This is a genomic window from Streptomyces sp. NPDC059224, from assembly GCF_042754285.1.
Lineage (GTDB): Bacteria > Actinomycetota > Actinomycetes > Streptomycetales > Streptomycetaceae > Streptomyces.
The window spans coordinates 36,845-54,047 of the sequence record NZ_JBHZAN010000051.1 but is presented as its reverse complement, the minus strand read 5'-3'; the positions used below and the strand labels follow the sequence as shown (position 1 = coordinate 54,047).

The 17,203-nt window shown below is 72.0% G+C and carries 10 protein-coding genes; 1 reads left to right on the top strand and 9 read right to left on the bottom strand.

Features of this window, described 5'->3' with window-relative positions:
* Together ACFXI4_RS39180 and ACFXI4_RS39175 are read right to left on the bottom strand one after the other, a co-directional pair.
* A partial coding sequence (locus ACFXI4_RS39180; RefSeq protein ID WP_385000798.1) for a maltotransferase domain-containing protein occupies positions 1-687 on the bottom strand: 687 nt, incomplete at its 3' end.
* Positions 688-951: 264 nt separating this feature from the next.
* Entirely contained in the window at positions 952-2,154 is a 1,203-nt protein-coding gene (locus ACFXI4_RS39175) for a S8 family peptidase (protein WP_385000795.1), read from the bottom strand.
* Between the two features lie 215 nt (positions 2,155-2,369).
* On the opposite strand from ACFXI4_RS39175, the gene ACFXI4_RS39170 reads away from it, so the two are divergent.
* Positions 2,370-4,994 carry a glycosyltransferase family 1 protein gene (locus ACFXI4_RS39170; protein WP_385000807.1) on the top strand — a complete coding sequence of 875 codons (2,625 nt, stop codon included), beginning with the start codon at positions 2,370-2,372 and terminating at the stop codon, positions 4,992-4,994.
* Positions 4,995-5,068: 74 nt separating this feature from the next.
* Here ACFXI4_RS39170 and ACFXI4_RS39165 read toward each other — a convergent pair whose 3' ends face one another.
* The 7 genes from ACFXI4_RS39165 to ACFXI4_RS39135 all read right to left on the bottom strand — a co-directional run bounded on the left by ACFXI4_RS39165 (position 5,069) and on the right by ACFXI4_RS39135 (position 17,193).
* Positions 5,069-5,578, bottom strand: a complete 510-nt coding sequence (locus ACFXI4_RS39165; protein WP_385000792.1) for a DUF1990 family protein — start codon at positions 5,576-5,578, stop codon at positions 5,069-5,071.
* A 69-nt stretch (positions 5,579-5,647) separates the two neighbouring features.
* Positions 5,648-7,291 (bottom strand): M4 family metallopeptidase, encoded by a 1,644-nt coding sequence (locus ACFXI4_RS39160; RefSeq protein WP_385000789.1) that lies wholly within the window; start codon positions 7,289-7,291, stop codon positions 5,648-5,650.
* Between the two features lie 253 nt (positions 7,292-7,544).
* A complete protein-coding gene (locus ACFXI4_RS39155; protein ID WP_385000786.1) occupies positions 7,545-9,578 on the bottom strand; it encodes a M4 family metallopeptidase in 2,034 nt (677 codons plus the stop codon).
* Between the two features lie 303 nt (positions 9,579-9,881).
* Positions 9,882-11,624 carry an ABC transporter ATP-binding protein gene (locus ACFXI4_RS39150; protein ID WP_385000783.1) on the bottom strand — a complete coding sequence of 581 codons (1,743 nt, stop codon included), beginning with the start codon at positions 11,622-11,624 and terminating at the stop codon, positions 9,882-9,884.
* Positions 11,621-13,411, bottom strand: a complete 1,791-nt coding sequence (locus ACFXI4_RS39145; protein ID WP_385000780.1) for an ABC transporter transmembrane domain-containing protein — start codon at positions 13,409-13,411, stop codon at positions 11,621-11,623. The genes ACFXI4_RS39150 and ACFXI4_RS39145 overlap by 4 nt, the downstream gene beginning before the upstream one ends.
* 21 nt (positions 13,412-13,432) lie before the next feature.
* Entirely contained in the window at positions 13,433-15,316 is a 1,884-nt protein-coding gene (locus tag ACFXI4_RS39140; protein ID WP_385000777.1) for an ABC transporter ATP-binding protein, read from the bottom strand.
* Positions 15,313-17,193 (bottom strand): ABC transporter ATP-binding protein, encoded by a 1,881-nt coding sequence (locus ACFXI4_RS39135; protein ID WP_385000773.1) that lies wholly within the window; start codon positions 17,191-17,193, stop codon positions 15,313-15,315. Before ACFXI4_RS39135 ends, ACFXI4_RS39140 begins: the two co-directional genes overlap by 4 nt.
* Positions 17,194-17,203: the final 10 nt, after the last annotated feature.

The window sequence follows — 17,203 nt, the reverse complement described above, 5'->3', positions numbered from 1 at the left end:
CCAGGACCCGTACAGGGCCCGCTCCCGCTCCACCAGCAGCGGCAACGGCTCCGAACAGGTCACCAGCTCCCGCAGCGGATACCGGGCCAGGATCTTCTCGACCTCGGGGCTGAGCGCGGCGGCGAGGCGCCAGGGAGCCGGGCTGTCCTCGTCGCGCAGGACCTCCGCGGCGGCCAGGAGAACGTCCCGTTTCCTGTTCTTCGGCACCCCGGCGGCGGCCCGTTCGTAGAGCCGGGCGCCCTCCTCCAGGACCAGACCGGTGTCGATGCCGGCCGGGATCTTGATCCGGGCGTGGTGGCGCCAGGTGGTGACCGGATCACCCCAGGCCTCGACGTGATAGGTCCAACGGCCCGGTTTTCCGCCGACGGTGACGGTGGCTCCCCAGCGGTCGGTGCCGGGAGCCAGTTCCCGCATCGGGGTCCACGGGCCCCGACGGCCCTTGGGATCCTTCAGTACGACATTGGCGGCGACGGCGTCATGGCCCTCGCGGAAGACGGTGGCGGTGACCTCGAACGACTCCCCGGTCACCGCCTTGGCGGGCCGGCGGCCCTGCTGGACCAGGGGACGGACGTCGAGGACGGGTATGCGGCCGACGGCGGTGGCCTCGTCCGCGGGGGGTGCGGGGGGTGCGGCACGGGCTGACGTGCGCTGTGTCGGAGGTGCTGACGACTGGTGCGTGGCGGGCATGACCGCTCCTGTCCGCGGCAACGAGGGTGTGGGCGGATGGATGGTGGCGGGACGGGTCCTGCGGCGGTATCCGGAGGTGTACTTGAGGGTCTACCTGTGCGGGGTATCAGCGCTGTGTCCATGGGGTGTACCGCAGGAGCCTTCCCACACTGTTCGTGTGGGCAATCCGGCACTTTGTTAACTACTCGGCCGTATGTCTACACACAAGACCGGCCCCGTTCCGTACGAACGGGGCCGGTGGCGTGTTCGCATGCGGAAAACGCTTTACGGTTCCGGCACCCGCAGGAGCCGGTTCGGTGATCCTGACCCCACACCGGTCACCTTCCCGCTCGCCGCCCTCGCAATCAGCGCCCTGGCGACCTGGGCCGGTGCGGCCCTCGGACGACCGGCGAGATAGAGCGCGGCGGCGCCCGCCACATGCGGTGACGCCATCGACGTGCCCGAGCAGGTGGCTCTGCCGGTGTCGCTCCGGTACGAGTCCGAGGTGATCGCCACGCCCGGGGCGAACAGGTCCACGGCGGCGCCGAAGTCGGAGAAGCCCGCGCGGGCGTCGGTGCGGTCGGTGGCGCCGACGGTGATGGCCTGCGGCACGTCGGCCGGCGAGTAGCCGCCGACCGGCCGCCCGTTGTTGCCGGCCGCGACCGTGTAGGTCACCCCGGACCTGATCGATTTTCGTACCGCGGCGTCGAGTTGGGCGTTGTGCGCACCGCCCAGACTGAGGTTGGCGACCGCCGGTCTGCGGGCGTGCGCGGTGACCCAGTCGATACCGGCGATGACCTGGGCGGTGGTCCCCGACCCGGCGTCGTCCACGACCCGTACGGAGACGATCTTCGCCTTCTTGGCGACACCGTACCGGGTGCCGGCGATGATGCCGGCGACATGTGTCCCGTGGCCGTTGCCGTCGCCCGCGGATCCGTCCCTGCCGACGAAGTCCCAGCCGTAGCTCGCCCGGCCGCCGAAGTCGCGGCTGCTGATCCGGACGCCGGTGTCGATCACGTAGACGGTGACGCCCGCGCCTCCCGGCCCCGGCCACCTGTACGACCCGTCGAGCGGCAGTCCCGCCTGGTCGACGCGGTCCAGACCCCAGGACGGCGGGTTCGTCCGGGTGCGCTCCAGCCGTACCCGGCTGTCCTGGACGACGGACACGACCCGCGAGTCCGCGGCGAGCCGCCGGGCCTGTTCAGCGCTTGCCCGGACGGCGTATCCGTTCAGCACACTGTCGTAAGTACGGCTTATTTTCGCCCCATAGCGGTTGGCGACGTCCTTCCCGGCCGCCGACGCCCCCTTGATCCCCGCTTCCAGGGTGACCAGATAACTTCCGCCGACCGCGCCCGGCCGGCCGGCGCCGGACACGGTCCCCTCCGGTACGGCGTGCGCGGGCAGGGTGGCCGACGACAGCACGGCGGCCGTGACGACCGCCGTCAAGCCCCCCACCACACGCGAACGCCGGATGATCGTCCATGACATGGCCGCGAGTTCCCCCTCCTCAGCTCAGGGGGGCAGGGTCTCGTGCGGGGCCCGGTCCCACAAGAAGGCGTGGCGCGCGGGTCCGTCCACCGGGGGGACGAAGCCGGGGTCTGGTGCGGAGCTCCGACAACGGCCCCCTCGGCACCGGTACCGTCTGAAGGACGCCGAGCCGCACACCGCCGTACGGCTCTCACCACGAACGCGTGGAGTGGAATGTGAAGGCGATCCGTAGGTTCACCGTCCGTCCCGTTCTCCCCGACCCCCTCCGCCCTCTCAGCGACCTGGCGCGAAATCTGCGCTGGTCCTGGCATACCGAGACACGTGACCTCTTCCAGGCCGTCGACCCCGAGCGCTGGGCCGCCTCGGAGGGCGATCCGGTGCGGCTGCTCGGCAGCGTGCCGCCGGCGCGGCTCGCCGAGCTGGCCGGTGACCGCCGGTTCCTGCGCCGGCTGACGGCGGTCGCGGACGACCTCAACGACTACGTGACCGGCGACCGCTGGTACCAGTCCCGGCCGCAGGCCGCCGAGCTTCCGGCGGCCGTCGCCTACTTCTCGCCCGAGTTCGGCATCACGGCCGCCCTGCCGCAGTACTCCGGCGGCCTCGGCATCCTGGCCGGCGACCACCTGAAGTCGGCCAGCGACCTCGGCGTACCGCTGATCGGCGTCGGTCTCCTGTACCGGCACGGGTACTTCCGGCAGACCCTGTCCCGGGACGGCTGGCAGCAGGAGCACTATCCCGTCCTCGACCCGAACGAACTTCCGGTGGTGCCGCTGAAGGACGCAGACGGCACCCCGGCGCACGTCTCCCTCGCCCTGCCCGGCGGGCGGCTGCTGCGGGCCCGGATCTGGCTGGCCCAGGTGGGCCGGGTGCCGCTGCTGATGCTGGACTCCGACGTGGAGGACAACGACTTCGGCGAACGCGGCGTCACCGACCGGCTCTACGGCGGCGGCAGCGAGCACCGGCTGCTCCAGGAGATGCTGCTGGGCATAGGGGGTGTGCGCGCCGTGCGGACGTACTGCCGACTGACCGGCCACCCCGAGCCCGAGGTCTTCCACACCAACGAGGGACACGCCGGCTTCCTCGGCCTGGAGCGGATCGCCGAGCTGTGCGCGGAGGGGCTGGACTTCGACTCCGCGCTGGAGGCGGTGCGGGCCGGCACCGTCTTCACCACCCACACCCCGGTCCCGGCCGGCATCGACCGCTTCGACCGGGAGCTGGTCGCGCATCATTTCGGCCCCGACGCCGAGCTGCCCGGGATCGGGGTGGAGCACATCCTGCGCCTGGGGATGGAGACCTACCCCGGCGGCGAACCCAACCTCTTCAACATGGCCGTGATGGGCCTGCGGCTCGCCCAGCGCGCCAACGGGGTGTCGCTGCTGCACGGCAACGTCAGCCGGGAGATGTTCTCCGGGCTGTGGCCGGGCTTCGACGCCGCCGAGGTGCCGATCACCTCCGTGACCAACGGAGTGCACGCCCCGAGCTGGGTGGCCCCCGAGGTGGTCCGGCTGGGGGCCCGGCAGCTGGGCGACCGCCGTACCGAGGAGGCGCTGACGGTCGGCGGCACCGAGCGCTGGGACGCGGTCGCGGACGTCACCGACCAGGAGATCTGGGACCTGCGCCGGAACCTGCGGGAGCAACTGGTCCTGGAGGTACGGGAGCGGCTGCGCGCCTCGTGGCGGCAACGGGGCGCCGGGACCGCCGAGCTGGGCTGGATCGAGCACGCCCTCGACCCCGACGTCCTGACCATCGGGTTCGCCCGGCGTGTCCCCTCGTACAAGCGGCTCACGCTCATGCTGCGCGACCGTGACCGGCTGATGGATCTCCTGCTGCACGCCGAGCGGCCGATCCAGGTGGTGGTGGCCGGCAAGGCGCACCCGGCGGACGACGGCGGCAAGCGGCTGGTCCAGGAGCTGGTCCGGTTCGCCGACGACCCGCGCGTCCGGCACCGGATCGTCTTCCTTCCCGACTACGGCATGGCGATGGCGCAGAAGCTGCTGCCCGGCTGCGACATCTGGCTGAACAACCCGCTGCGACCGCTGGAGGCCTGCGGGACCAGCGGGATGAAGTCGGCGCTGAACGGCGGCCTCAACCTCTCGGTCCTGGACGGCTGGTGGGACGAGTGGTTCCAGCCGGACTTCGGCTGGGCGATCCCGACCGCGGACGGTGCCGGCACGGATCCCGAGCGCCGGGACGACATCGAGGCGGCCGCCCTCTACGACCTCCTCGAGCAGCGGGTCACCCCGCGCTTCTACGAGCGCGGCCGGAGCGGGTTCCCGGACCGCTGGATCGAGATGGTCCGCCAGACGCTGACCCTGCTGGGTCCGAAGGTGCTGGCCGGCCGGATGGTCCGTGAGTACGTGGAGCGCCTCTACACCCCCGCGGCGCACGCCCACCGGGCGATGACCGCCGACACGGCCCGTGAACTGTCCGCCTGGAAGGACAGGGTGCGGGGCGCCTGGCACGGGGTGTCGGTCGACCACGTGGCGACCACCACGGCCACGGCCACCGCCGAACTCGGCACCACCCTGGCCCTGCGCGTCCGGGTCGGGCTGGGCGACCTGACGCCCGACGACGTGGAGGTGCAGGCGGTCTCCGGCCGGGTCGACTCCGAGGACCGCATCACGGACGCGACGACGGTGCCGCTGAAGCCGACCGGAGGCCCGGACCTGGAGGGCCACTGGACCTACGAAGGCCCGCTGTCCCTGGACCGTACCGGCCCCTACGGCTACACGGTCCGCATCCTCCCCTCGCACCGGCTGCTGGCCTCCGGCGCGGAACTGGGGCTGGTGACGGCGCCCTCGCAGGGGGCGGTGGAGGGGGCCGGGGTGCTGATGCGGTGAGGCGGGGCGGTCCGGCGGCCCGGCGGGGCACTCGGGCCCGGCCGCCGGACCGCCCGGCATCCGTGAGGGTGCGTTCAGACGGCCTCGTCCCCGACCAGCCCCCGCAGCACCTTGCCGCACCTGCGCGCGTACGCGTGCTGCAGTCCCCGGGCCGCGGCGCCGCCCGCGCGGGCGTACCACTTGGCGGGTTTGCTGAAGGCCGCGATCGTCAGCCAGACCGTGCCGTCGCCGGTGCGGGTCACGAGGAAGGCCTCCTCGCCGCATTCGGGGTGGCCGGGGAGGGTGCCGTAGGCCCAGCCGGCCCGGCGGGACTCCTCGAGCGTCCACACTATCCGGCAGGGGGCCTTGATCAGCCCGGCCAGGCTGACGGTGACGTCGACGCCGGGGGCGGCGCGGTCGGCGGAGGTCTCGATGCCGACGCCCAGGGCGCGGTGGAGTTCCCAGGTGAGGACCGCCTCGGCGGCCCGGTGGAAGACATCGGCGCCCTCCCCTATGCGCGTGCGCACATGGAGCGGGTGGAAGCCGGGCGGGCAGGCGGCGAGGTCCTCGCGGGTCGCGCCGACCGCCTCGTACGTGAAGGACATGGGGGAGAGCGTAGGGCGGACCCCGGGGAAGCCTTCGTCCCGGGGTCCGCCGCTACCGCTGTGATCCGGTCAGGTGACGTTGACGGCCGTCCAGGCCGCCGCCACCGCGTTGTACTCGGTGGAGCCGGAGCCGTACAGGGCCGCCGCCGCCGAGAGGGTGCCGGTGCGCGCCGACTTGTAGTTGGTGGTCGACGTGAAGTACGTCGTCAGCGCCTTGTACCAGATCTGGAGAGCCTTGGCCCGGCCGATGCCGGTGACCGTGGAGCCGTTGTAGGTCGGGGAGTTGTAGGACACCCCGTTGACGGTCTTCGCGCCGCTGCCCTCGGAGAGCAGGTAGAAGAAGTGGTTGGCGACACCGGACGAGTAGTGCACGTCCAGGTTCTTCACCGACGAGGACCAGTTGTCGGCCGAACCGCCGTCCTTGCTGGGCTTGTCCATGTAGCGCAGCGGGGTGCCGTCGCCGTTGATGTTGATCTTCTCGCCGATGAGGTAGTCGCCGACGTCGGAGGAGTTGGCGGCGTAGAACTCCACGCCGGTGCCGAAGATGTCCGAGGTGGCCTCGTTCAGGCCGCCGGACTCGCCGCTGTAGTTGAGACCGGCGGTGTTGGAGGTGACACCGTGGCTCATCTCGTGGCCCGCCACGTCCAGCGAGGTCAGCGGGTGGGTGTTGCCGGAGCCGTCTCCGTAGGTCATGCAGAAGCAGCTGTCGTCCCAGAACGCGTTGACGTAGCCGCTGCTGTAGTGGACCCGGGAGTAGGCCGCGACACCGTTGTTCTTGATGCCGCTGCGGCCGAAGGTCGCCTTGTAGAAGTCCCAGGTCTCCTGGGCGCCGTAGGCCGCGTCCACGGCGGCCGTCTGGTCCGTGGAGGAGCTGGAGGCCGCGCCGGTGCCCCAGGTGTTGTCGGCGTCGGTGAACAGCGTGCCGGTGCCGGAGGTGGAGCGGGCCAGGTTGTACGTCTTGTGGCCGCCGCGGGTGGTGTCGTACAGCTGGTACGTCGAGCCCGACAGGTTGGTGCTGAGGCTGACGGTGCCGGAGTAGAGGCTCTTGCCGGTGCCGGTGGCGTTCTCGATGCCCTGGTACTCGAAGAGCTTCTTGCCGGTGGCGGCGTCGGTGATGACGTGCAGCTGGTTGGGGGTGCCGTCGTCCTGGAAGCCGCCGACGATCGTCTCGTAGGCGAGGACGGGGGTGCCCGAGCCGGCCCAGATCACCTTGCGGGCGCCGTCGGCGGCCGACTTGGTGGAGCCGAGGGTCTTGGCGACGCTCAGCGCCGACTTCTCCGCCTTGGCGGTGCTGATCTGCGGCTTGAGGGAGGCCACCTTGATGGGCGTCTTCGTCGCCTTGGTGACGCCTTCGGTCTTGCCGGCCCTGGAGGTGTGCACCACCAGGTCGCCGCCGAGGACCGGGAGGCCCGCGTAGGTGCGCTCGTAGCGCGTGTGGACGGTGCCGTCGGCGTCCTTGACGACGTCCTTGACGACCAGCTTCTCCTTGGCGCCGAGGCCTATGTGCTGCGCGGTCTCCGTGACGTCCGCCTGCGCCTTCTGGATGAGGGCGGTGCGGGCGGAGTCGGAGAGCAGGGTGGGGGCGGCGGCCGGCGGCTGCTTGTCGGCGGCCGAGGCGTTGGAGGTCAGGCCCGTGGTCAGGAGGGCGCCGGCGGCGACAGCGGTGGCGATGGCCAGAGTGGTGCGCTTGTGACGCGCGTAGAGGGGGGTCACTCAAGCTCCTTCAGGATGTGGGGAGTCCGGGGCGGTGTGGGGTTACCGCACCCGACTGTGGGGTGTGAAGTTGCTGTGCTGTGCGACGGGTGAGGGAAGAGTGACATCAAGGTCGCGTACATGTCAGGACCCTGAAGTGATGTTGGCCGAAAAGCAGGTGTCGGGTGAACGTTGCGGACATGTAAAACGTGCGCCGCCCGGGGGGAGTCGAACCCCCGGACGGCGCCCGTGACTCGTGCCCGTGTCCTGCGGTTTACGGGAAGGTCAGCTTCCAGCTGTTGATCTTTCCGGTGTCCTGTGCAGCCTGGTCCTGGACCTTCAGCTTCCAGGTCCCATTGGCCGATTCCGACGAGGCGTTCACCGTGTAGGTGTCCGTCACGTTGTCCGCGGAGTCGGACGAGCTGAAGGCCTTGAGGCGGTAGGACGTCCCGGACGGACCGACGAGGTCGATCACCAGGTCACCGCGCCAGGTGTGGCTGATGTCCGGCGTCACCTGGAGGTTGGCCGGCGCGTTCCCGGTGCGTCCGGAGACCGTGATCGACGAGGTGACCGCGGGCCCGTTGTCCGGGATCGACACCACCGTGGTGCTCTCGTACGAGGTGCCCGTACCGCCGCCACCGCCCGAGCGGGAACCGACCGCGATGGCCGCCCAGGCGTCCTGCACCGCCTTGTACTCGGTGCTCGTGGTGCCGTACAGCTCACCGGCCGCCGCCAGGGTGCCGGTGCGGGCGGCGGCGTAGTTGGTGGTCGAGGTGAACTTGGTGGTGAGCGCCCGGTACCAGATCTGCAGGGCCTTGTCCCGGCCGATGCCGGTCACCGGAAGACCGTCCGCGGTGGGCGAGTTGTAGCTGACGCCGTTGATCACCTTGGCGCCGCTGCCCTCGCTCAGCAGGTAGAAGAAGTGGTTCGCGGGACCGGACGAGTAGTGCACGTCCAGGCCGCCGAGCCCCGAGTACCAGCTGTCCTTGGACGCGCCGTCCTTGCTGGGCTTGTCCATGTAGCGCAGCGGGGTGCCGTCGCCGTTGATGTCGATCTTCTCGCCGATGAGGTAGTCGCCGACGTCGGAGGAGTTGGCGGCGTAGAACTCCACGCCGGTGCCGAAGATGTCCGAGGTGGCCTCGTTCAGGCCGCCGGACTCGCCGCTGTAGTTGAGGCCGGCGGTGTTGGAGGTGACGCCGTGGCTCATCTCGTGGCCCGCCACGTCCAGGGCGGTCAGCGGGTCCGCGTTGCCGGAGCCGTCTCCGTAGGTCATGCAGAAGCAGCCGTCGTCCCAGAACGCGTTCACGTACGAGTTGCCGTAGTGCACGCGGGAGTAGGCGCCGACGCCGTTGTTCTTGATGCCGCTGCGGCCGAACGTGTTCTTGTAGAAGTCCCAGGTCTCCGCGGCCCCGTAGTGCGCGTCCGCGCCCGCGGTGGCGGCGTTGGACGTGGTGCCGTTGCCCCAGGTGTTGCTCGACTGGGAGAACAGCGTCCCGGTGCCCGAGGTGCCGTGGTTCAGGTTGTACGTCTTGTGGCCGCCGCGGTCGCCGTCGGTCAGGTTGTACGTCGAGCCCGACTGGGTGGTCGACAGCGACACCGTCCCGCTGTACTGGGTGTTGCCGGTGCCGGTGACGTTCTCGATGCCCTGGTACTCGAAGAGCTTCTTGCCGGTGGCGGCGTCGGTGATGACGTGCAGCTGGTTGGGGGTGCCGTCGTCCTGGAAGCCGCCGACGATCGTCTCGTAGGCGAGGACGGGGGTGCCCGAGCCGGCCCAGATCACCTTGCGGGCGCCGTCGGCGGCCGACTTGGTGGAGCCGAGAGCCCTGGCGCGGGAGACGGCCGTCTTCTCGGCGCTCGCCGCGCTGACCGCCGGGGTCAGGTCGGCGACCTTGAGCGTGGCGTTGTTCGCCTTGACGACACGCTCGGTGGCGCCCGACTTGGCGGAGTCGACGATCAGGTCGCCGCCGAGGACTGGGAGGCCCGCGTAGGTGCGCTCGTAGCGGGTGTGGACGGTGCCGTCGGCGTCCTTGACGACGTCCTTGACGACCAGCTTCTCCTGTGAACCGAGGCCGATGGCCTTGGCGGTGGCGGCCCGGTCGGCGGTCGCGTCACGCAGCAGCTGCGCGCGCTGCGAGGGCGAGAGCTTCACGGCGACGTGCGCGGGGTTGACCTTGCCGGCCTGGGGCGCGGCGGGGGCGGCGCTGGCGGCGCCCGACTGGACGGCCGCGGCGATCAGGGCGGCGACGCCCGCGAGGGCCACTACTGCGGTGCGGTGGGGGGTGCGTCTGCGAGAGGAACTGCTTCTCAACACTGACTCCTTCTGCGTGGCCGCGGATCACACGGCCAGGGGAGATCCGGAGGGCGGGTGGGCCGTCCGGGCAGAACTCGGAACAGGTGGAACGCGGAACCACGTACGCGTGCAGTGCCGGACCCGGCAGCGACGGGTGGATCTGTGGGGTTGCTGTGAGCCGGCCGTGGGAAGAGTGGCACCAGAAAACGCGATCTGTCAGGACCGCGTCATGAATTTGGCCGGAAATCGTTCGTTGACCGGATGTTCATGTTCGGTATGCGGAGCGTTCGGCAAGTGGCCCGTTCGGCAAGTGGCCCGGCCTCAGGGCTTCCTGTCGCCGTGCCAGGTCGCCCAGAGCGCCGCGTACGCCCCGCCGGCGGCCACCAGCTCCTCGTGGGTGCCGAGTTCGGTGAGCAGGCCGTCCTCCATCACGGCCACCCGGTCGGCGTCGTGCGCGGTGTGCAGCCGGTGGGCGATGGCGATGACCGTGCGGTCCGCCAGCACGGCGGCCAGTGCGCGCTCGGCATGCCGGGCGGTCGCCGGGTCCAGCAGCGCCGTCGCCTCGTCCAGGATCAGGGTGTGCGGGTCCGCGAGGACCACCCGGGCGAGCGCGAGCTGCTGCGCCTGGGAGCCGTCCGTTGCGCGACCGCCCGCGCCGAGCACGGTGTCGAGGCCGCCGGGAAGCCCGCGGACCCAGCCGTCGGCTCCCACGGCCGTCAGCGCCGACCACAGGTCCGTGTCGCTCGCGGCCGGTTCGGCGATCAGCAGGTTGTCCCGGACCGTGCCGAGGAAGACATGGTGTTCCTGCGTGACCAGGACGACCTGGCGGCGCAGCACGTCAGGTTCCAGGCCGGCGACCGGCACCCCGCCCACGGTCACCGTGCCCGACCCGGGCGCGTCGACGCCCGCCAGCAGCCGGCTCAGTGTCGTCTTCCCCGCGCCGGACGGCCCGACCACCGCGAGCCGTTCCCCGGGCCGCACCGTGAGATCCACCCCGCGCAGCACCTCGCCGCCGCGCTCATAGGCGAACCGCACCCCGCGCACATCGATGCGGTCGTCCGCCGGAGCCTGCGACCCGCCGTCCGGCGCCGTCCGCGGGGCCTGCGCCAGCCCCTCCACCCGGGCGAACGAGGCGCCGCTGGCCTGGAGTTGCTCCACCCGCATCAGAATCTGGTCCAGCGGCTCGGTGAACTGCCTCAGATACAGCGCCGCCGACACCACCACACCGACCCCGGCCTGCAGCAGCCCGCCGACCAGCAGCACCCCGGCCACCGGCACGGAGTACGACACCTCGACCGCCGGGAAGAACACGGTCCGCAGGTACAGCGTGTGGAAGCGGGCCTTGCGGTTGGCCTCCAGCGCGTCCCGGCAGGCCGTGATCCGTGGTTCCTGGAGCCGGAAGGCCTCCACGGTGCGCGCGCCCGCCACCGTCGCCGTGACGATCTCCGCGACCCCGGACGTCGTCGCACCCTCCGCGAGATAGCCGTTCCGGGCCCGCCGAAGATACCAGCGCAGCGCCAGCCAGATCGGGGTCAGCCCGAGCACCCCGAACGCGCCGAGCACCGGGTCCAGCGCGAACACCGCGGCCAGCACGAACAGCGCCTGCACCGAGCAGACGAGCAGTTCGGGTCCGGCGTCCCGCAGGGTGGTGCCGACGGTGGTCACGTCGGAGGTGCCGCGCGCGGTCAGATCCCCGGTGCCGGCCCGCTCCACGACCGACGCGGGCAGCGCGAGCGTCCGGTCCACGAACTCCTCGCGCACCCGGGCCAGGGTCCGCTCCCCGAAGCGGTGGCCGAGGTAGCGGGCGGAGCGGGCGAGCAGCAGCTGGGCGAGCGAGCAGAGCAGGATCCACAGGGCGAGGCGGTCCACGGCACCGACACCGCGGCCGGCCCGCACCGCGTCCACGATCCTGCCCACCAGCCAGGGGCCGGCCAGGCCGGTGCCGGCGGCGAGCGCGTTCAGCAGCAGGGCGGCCGAGAAGGCCGCGCGGTCCGCCCGCACCAGGCGGAGCAGCGCCCGGCGCACGTCGGCCCGTTCCGCGACGGGAAGCCGGCCCGTGGTCACCGCACGACTTCCTCTTCGTCCTGCGAGTCGCGGGCCACCAGGGCGCGGTAGCCGGGCTCGTACTCCAGCAGGCTCTCGTGGGTGCCGGTCGCCGCGACCTTGCCCTCGACCAGGTAGATCACTTCGTCGGCGCGGGCCAGCATCAGGGGGGAGGTGGTGGTGAGGAGAGTGGTGCGGCCGGCCCGGGCGCGGTGGAGGCGCTCCGCTACGAGGGACTCGGTGTGGGCGTCGAGGGCCGAAGTGGGCTCCACGGCGAGGAGGACCTCGGGATCGGCCAGCAACGCCCGTGCGAGCCGGATGCGTTGGCGCTGGCCGCCGGAGAGGTTGCGGGCCTGGGCGGAGAGCTCTGAGTCGAGGCCGTTCGGGAGGGCCTGGACGATGTCGTTCGCCGCGGCCGCGTGGAGGGTTTGGGCGGTTCGCGCGTCAGGAGGTTCGGGGGAGGGGGCGGCGGGTGCCGGCGAGTGGGGGCCTGTCGCGCCCACGCGGCGGCGGCCGCACATGTGGTACGGCCCCGCGCCCCTGAGGGAGTTGCGGAGGGTGTCGGCGAAGAAGTGGGACTCGTTGTCCGCCACCAGGATGCGGGAACGGACCTCCCGCAGGGGTACGGCGTCCAGGCGGACCTCTCCCCAGGTCGCGTCCGACCGGGTGTAGCGGCCCAGGCGGTCGATCACGGTCGCGGTGTCGGTGGGGCTGGCGCCCACCAGGGCCTGGAGGCGGCCGGGACGGACCCGTACCCCCGACTCCGGGTCGTGCAGGGGCGCCGGTTCGGCCGGAGCCCGCTCCGTGCCCCGGTCCGGCTCCGGGGCCAGGCGCAGCAGGCCTACCACCCGGCGGGCGGCCACCACGCCCCGGCTGAGCTGGTAGCCCATGTCCAGGAAGAACGCCACCGGGCCCACCAGGACCGCGACATAGCCGTACACCGACACCAGCTGCCCCACCGTGATCTCGCCGCGGGCGGCCATCCGGGCGGCGAGCCAGGTCACCACCGCCAGGTACACCGTGGGCAGGCCCACGCCCAGGGCCTGGACCCAGCTGGCGACCGCGCCCACCCGGTAGCCCTGGGCGCGCAGGTGCTGCGAGTCCTTGCGGAAGGCGTCCGCGAACAGGCCCTTGCCGCCCAGTCCGTTGAGGACGCGCAGGCCGCCCGCCAGGTCCCCGATGCGGGCCGTGAGGACACCCTGGCGTTCCCGGTACTCGGTCTCCCTGCCCTGGAGCCGGCGGGTCAGCGGACCCGCGAGGAGCGCCACCACCGGCACCCCGAGCAGGACCACGCCGGTCAGCAGGGGTGAGATCGGCACCAGCAGACCGGCCACCACCCCGTACACCACGACCGCGCCCACCCCGGGGCCGACGACGGTCAGCGCCTGCGCGATGGTGTGCACGTCACCGACGCCGATCGTGACGACCTCACCGGCACCCGCCCGCCGGGGCAGCGCCGCGCCGAGCCGTACCGCGTGGCCGACGACCACCTTGATCGTGCGGAAGTACGCGTCCATGCGCACCCGGGTCATCGTGCGGTGACGCATGATGCTGAGCCACGCGTTGACCGCCCCGAGGACGAAGATCGCCGCAGTCCACCCGGCCAGCACCGTCATGCGCCCCGGCACCAGGCCGTCGTCCACGGCCCGGGCCATCAGGTACGGCGTCGCGGCCATCAGCGTCAGCCAGGCGCTGCCCAGCAGCGCCCCGGCCAGCGAGCGGCCCGGCTGGCAGCGCACCAGCCACCACAGGTAGGACCAGCCCCCGCGCGTGTCGGGCGTGCCCGGATCCTCGTACGCGTCGATCACCTTGCGACCCCCGTCTCCCCGCTAGGCCAGACTGTCCCGCCACGCCCGGTGCAGATCGGCGAACCGGCCGGTGCCCGTGATGAGGTCGGCCGGGCGGCCGTCCTCGACGATCCGGCCGTGCTCCATCACGAGCACCCGGTCGGCGATCTCCACGGTGGACAGCCGGTGCGCGATGACCACCGCCGTACGGCCCTTCAGCACCGTCGACATGGCCCGCTGCACGGCCCGTTCCCCGGGGATGTCCAGGGAACTGGTCGCCTCGTCGAGGATCAGCACCGCCGGGTCGGCGAGCAAGGCGCGTGCGAAGGCCACCAGTTGGCGCTGCCCCGCCGAGATGCGCCCGCCGCGCTTGCGGACGTCCGTGTCGTAGCCGTCGGGCAGTGCGGCGATGAACTCGTGTGCGCCGATCGCCTTGGCCGCCTGCTCGATGTCCTCGCGGGTGGCGTCCGGGCGGCCGATGGCGATGTTCTCGGCGACCGTGCCGGAGAACAGGAACGCCTCCTGGGTGACCATCACGACCCCGCGCCGGAGTTCGGGCACGCTCAGCTCGCGCAGGTCCACGCCGTCCAGGAGGACCCGTCCGTCGGTCGGGTCGTAGAAGCGGGCGAGCAGCTTGGCGAGGGTCGACTTGCCGGCGCCGGTGGAGCCGACCACCGCGACCGTCTGCCCGGCCGGGAGGGTGAGGCCGAAGCGGGGCAGCACCTCGCCGCCGGTGCGGTAGGCGAAGCGGACGCCGTCGAAGACGACCTCGCGGCCGGGCAGTTCGCTCGCGGGCGGGGGCAGTTCCCGGGGGACCGAGGGCTCCGGCACGGACGGGGTCTGGGCCAGCAGGCCCGCGATCTTCTCCAGCGAGGCGGCCGCCGACTGGTAGGAGTTGAGGAACATGCCGAGGCGGTCGATCGGGTCGTACAGCCGGCGCAGGTACAGGACGGCCGCCGCCAGGACGCCCAGCTCCAGCGAACCGGACGCCACCCGGTAGGCGCCCCACAGCACGATCACCGCGACCGAGGTGTTGGCGACCAGCCGGGAGCCGACGACGTACCGCGCCATTTCGAGGAGCGCGTCGCCGTTGGTGCGTTCGTGGGTGCGGTTGAGCACGGCGAACTCGGCGTCGTTGGCGGCCTCCCGGCGGAACGCGCGCACCGGGCGGATGCCGTTCATCGTCTCGACGAACTTCACGATCACCGCGGCGATCGCCGTGGACCGCTTCTTGTACACCCGTACCGCACGCCGCTGGTACAGCCGGACCAGCAGGTACAGCGGCACGAACGAGGCCACGGCCACCGCGCCCAGGCCGAGATCCAGCCAGAGCAGCATCGCCGAGATGTACAGGAACGAGAGGATGACCGTGACCAGCTCCTGGAGGCCCTCGCTCAGCAGCTCGCGCAGCGACTCGACGTCCGTGGTGGAGCGGGAGATCAGCCGGCCCGACGTGTAGCGCTCGTGGAAGTCCACGCTCAGGGCCTGTGCGTGGCGGAAGATACGGCCGCGCAGGTCGAGGAGGACGTCCTGGTTCACGCGCGCGGAGGCCTCGATGAAGGCGTACTGGAGGCCGCCGGAGAGCAGGGCGCTGAGGCCGTAGCCGACCGCCACCGCGATCAGCGGGCCGTGGTCGTGATGGCGGAACGCCGGTACGGCACGGTCGATGGCGTACGCCACCAGCAGCGGGCCGGCCTGCGCGGCCGCCTGCTGGAACAGCAGCAGGAGCGTGGTCACGGCGACCCGCGCCTTCATCGGCGCGAGGAGCGAGCGCAGGAGGGCGGCCGTGGCGCCGGGCGGGACGGGCAGCACGTCCCGGTCGAAGGGGTCGCCGGTGGCGGCCGCGGCGTCGGCGCCGCCGGCCGTTTTCGGGCGGGGGAGTTCGTCGTCCTCGTCGGGGACGGGCAGGGAGGTGGCGGCGGTCATCGGCGGTGATCCTCCCCGGACATCAGGTGGGCGTACTCGGCGTTGCTGCGGAGCAGTTCCTGGTGGGTGCCGACGGCGGTGACCCGGCCGCCGGCGAGCAGCGCGACGCGGTCGGCGAGCAGGACGGTGGAGGGGCGGTGGGCGACGATCAGGGCGGTGGTGTCGGCGAGCACGTCGCGCAGGGCGGCCTCCACGGCGGCCTCCGTGTGCACGTCCAGGGCGGAGAGCGGGTCGTCGAGGACGAGGAAGCGGGGCCGGCCGACGACCGCCCGGGCGAGCGCGAGGCGTTGGCGCTGGCCGCCGGAGAGGGTGAGGCCCTGCTCGCCGACCTGGGTCGCGGTGCCCTGCGGGAGGGCGTGCGCGAAGTCGGCCTGGGCTACGGCGAGGGCCCGGTCCAGCTCCGGTTCGCCGGCGCCGGCCTCGGCGCCCATCAGGACGTTCTCGCCGACCGAGGCGGAGAAGAGGGTGGGTTCCTCGAAGGCCACGGCGACCAGGGTGCGGAGTTCTTCGCGGGGCATGGCGGTGATGTCCCGGCCGTCGAGGGTGATCCGTCCGGAGGTCGCCTCGTGCAGGCGGGGGACGAGGGCGGTGAGCGTGGTCTTCCCACTGCCGGTGGCGCCGACGAGGGCCATGGACTCACCGGGGCGGATGTGGAGGTCGATCTCGGCGAGGGTGGGGGGCGAGTCGGGGGAGGCGTCCGGATAGCGGAAGGAGACGGAGTGGAAGCGGATGCCATCGTTGTCGGCCGCGTGCGCGTGGGGGCCGGCCGCGGGGCTCCCCTCGCCCCTGACGGGGCACTCTGCGGCGCCCCGAAGGGGCGCGGGCAACTGCGCGCTCGGCCCCCACCGGCCCGCACCCGAATCCGCGTCCTTCCGAACCGTGTCCTCCCGCGCGGCGTCCCGCACCTCGAAGTACCGTTCGGTGGCCGTGGCCGCCTCCTGACTCATCGCCAGCAGGAAGCCGATCGACTCCACCGGCCAGCGCAGCGCCAGTGCCGTCGACAGGAACGCCACCAGCGTTCCCGCGCTCAGCTCACCCTCCGCGACCTGGACCGAACCCCACAGCAGCGCCGCCCCGATGGCCAGCTCCGGGAGGGTCACGATGACGCCCCAGATCGCCGCCAGCATCCGCGCCTTGCGCAGCTCCGTACCGCGCAGCGTCCGCACCAGGTCGCGGAACGCGCGCGCCTGGCTGCGGTGCCTGCCGAACCCCTTGATGATGCGGATGCCGAGCACGCTCTCCTCGACCACCGTCGTCAGGTCGCCCACCTGGTCCTGGGCGAGCCGGGCCACCGCCGCGTACCGCTTCTCGAAGATCGCGCACGTCACCATCACGGGGATCGTGGGGACGAGGATGACCAGGCCCAGCGTCCAGTCCTGGAGCAGCATGATGATCACACCGACGAGGATGGTCACTCCGTTGACCAGCAGGAAGGTCAGCGGAAAGGCGAGGAACATGCGGAGCAGCATCAGGTCCGTGGTGGCCCGGGAGAGCAGCTGGCCGGAGGCCCAGCGGTCGTGGAAGGCGACCGGCAGACGCTGCAGATGGCCGTAGAGGTCCGCCCGCATGCCCGCCTCGACGTGCGAGAGGGGTCTGGCCACCAGCCAGCGCCGCAGCCCGAAGAGCAGCGCCTCGGCGATCCCGAGCAGCAGCAGGTACAGCGCGCCGAGCCAGACCCCGCCGGGGTCCCGGTCGGCCACCGGACCGTCCACCATCCACTTGAGGACGAGCGGGATGACGAGTCCGGTACAGGAGGCGATCACGGCCACGAACGCGGCGACGGACAGCCGCACCCGCACCGGCCGCACGTACGGCCACAGGCGCAGCAGGGAACGGAGGGCGGACCGGTCCTTGGTGGTTGCACGTGTCGGAGGCATCAGGAGCGAG

Bases quoted from the DNA above. Each gene is read 5' to 3' on its own strand.
- ACFXI4_RS39165 (WP_385000792.1), bottom strand. From the start codon at position 5,578: ATGTCCTTCACGTACGAGGCGGTCGGCGCGACCCGCGAGGACCTCGCC.
- ACFXI4_RS39140 (WP_385000777.1), bottom strand. From the start codon at position 15,316: ATGACCGCCGCCACCTCCCTGCCCGTCCCCGACGAGGACGACGAACTC.
- ACFXI4_RS39175 (WP_385000795.1), bottom strand. From the start codon at position 2,154: ATGTCATGGACGATCATCCGGCGTTCGCGTGTGGTGGGGGGCTTGACG.
- ACFXI4_RS39135 (WP_385000773.1), bottom strand. From the start codon at position 17,193: ATGCCTCCGACACGTGCAACCACCAAGGACCGGTCCGCCCTCCGTTCC.